Genomic DNA, 966 nt, shown 5'->3' with positions numbered 1-966 from the left:
GCGACCCTTGCAGGTGTCAAGCGCGGTAGTCGCGGCCCAGCCCGTCGATGGAGCGCAGATGGGCATCCCACTCGAGCTGCAGGTCGCCGTCTTCCTCGTTCATCTGCACGTATTGCTGGTGCACCCGCGCGGCGATGTCGTCGCCGACCAGCCGCAGCGTCTGGCCTGAGGAGGTCGCCGCGACCTGTATTTCGCAGGCGCGCTCGAGGTAGAACATGTTGTTGAACATCTCCGCCGCGCTGCGGCCGGTGGCGATGAGCCCGTGGTTGCGCAGCACCAGCACCGGGTGGGCGCCGAAATCCGCGACGATGCGCTCACGCTCTTCCAGATCGAGCGCGATGCCCTCGAAATCATGGTAGGCGATGCGGTTGTGGAACTGCAGCGAGATCTGGTTGAGCGGCAGCAGCCCCTCCTCCATGCAGGACACGGCCACGCCCGCCCGGGTGTGGGTGTGCATGATCCATGCCGCATCGTGCCGGTTCATGTGCACCGCCGAGTGAATGGTGAAGCCCGCCGGGTTCACCCGGTGCGGGCTTCCGTCGACCTTGTTGCCGTCTACGTCGATCTTGACGAGCGACGAGGCGGTGATCTCTTCCCAGCGCCAGCCGTAAGGGTTGATCAGGAAATGCCCGTCCTCGCCCGGCACGCGGGCGGTGATGTGGGTGTAGATCAGGTCGGTGAACTTGTGCAGCGCAGCCAGGCGATAGCAGGCGGCCAACTCTTCGCGGGTCTGTTTCTCTTCGGGGGACATGGTCTCTCTCAGCGTTGGCCGACCGACCCACCGGCGCCCGGGGCAGGGCGTCCGGCATGGGCGGCGGCAAGGGTTTCAAGTGCCGCCTGCACCTGCGGCTCGGGCAGGCAGGCGCGGCGAGTGGTCAGATCGGTGTGCAGCATGAGCGTTTCGATGGTGGCCGCAAGGCTGCCGTCTTCCTGCAGAATGCGGTGAAAGAGCTTCATCTTCTTGCC

Annotated in this window: 2 protein-coding genes; both read right to left on the bottom strand. The window is 65.6% G+C overall.

Annotated elements, in window-relative coordinates; translation table 11 throughout:
* Positions 1-16: 16 nt before the first annotated feature.
* Positions 17-751 (bottom strand): class II aldolase/adducin family protein, encoded by a 735-nt coding sequence (locus HC022_RS27510; RefSeq protein WP_167454489.1) that lies wholly within the window; start codon positions 749-751, stop codon positions 17-19.
* An 8-nt stretch (positions 752-759) separates the two neighbouring features.
* On the bottom strand, positions 760-966 hold a 207-nt coding region (locus tag HC022_RS27505; RefSeq protein ID WP_368484890.1), incomplete at its 5' end, for a thioesterase family protein.

This window comes from Salipiger sp. HF18 (assembly GCF_011806505.1).
Classification (GTDB): domain Bacteria; phylum Pseudomonadota; class Alphaproteobacteria; order Rhodobacterales; family Rhodobacteraceae; genus Salipiger; species Salipiger thiooxidans.
This window is presented reverse-complemented; position numbering and strand designations above follow the sequence as displayed.